Origin of the sequence: uncultured Vibrio sp. (assembly GCF_947488985.1) — a bacterium.
GTDB lineage: Bacteria > Pseudomonadota > Gammaproteobacteria > Enterobacterales > Vibrionaceae > Vibrio.
On record NZ_CANLBV010000288.1, the window covers coordinates 1 to 527 of the forward strand.

General features: G+C 50.9%; 1 pseudogene. It reads right to left on the bottom strand.

What is annotated here, in order from left to right:
- Positions 1–527: pseudogene (locus tag Q1A70_RS20375) on the bottom strand (conjugal transfer protein TrbE); the annotation flags it as partial.

Here is a 527-nt window from a genome sequence, read left to right on the forward strand (position 1 = left end):
ATGCTTATCACGCGAGTGTGACGGTCACCGATTTGAGGCGTAAAGCTTGGGATGCACTCCACCGCCCCTAAAAACGCATCGAGGGGCAAAGGGGTACACGCCACAGAGACGGGTTGCCACTGTCCTGTGAGCGTGTAACGCAGATAGGCCATGAACTCATCAAAATATCGTCCTTTCTTCTCAATCACCCCCAAACGAGCCAAAGAAGAGAACACGCTAGATAAGCGCCCTTGCACCTCACTCATTTTATCGTTAAAGCGGGCAAGGTGACGGCTTGCGCCCGACGTGGCCGCATTCGAGCTTTTTTCAAACAGCAAATCGGTCACTTTGTTTAAACGTTGAGCGGTCGGTCGCCACGTCACAAACAAAACGGAACGCGTTTGAAATTTATCCCCTTGCGACTCAAACAGCACTCGCCTTGAGTCGTCCATCATTTGCATGATGGGATGAGTAAATTCAGAGCGCTCAGGGCTTGGGTAAGAGGCTGCACTTTCTCGCAAGGTGTCAATATGCACCATATAACCACT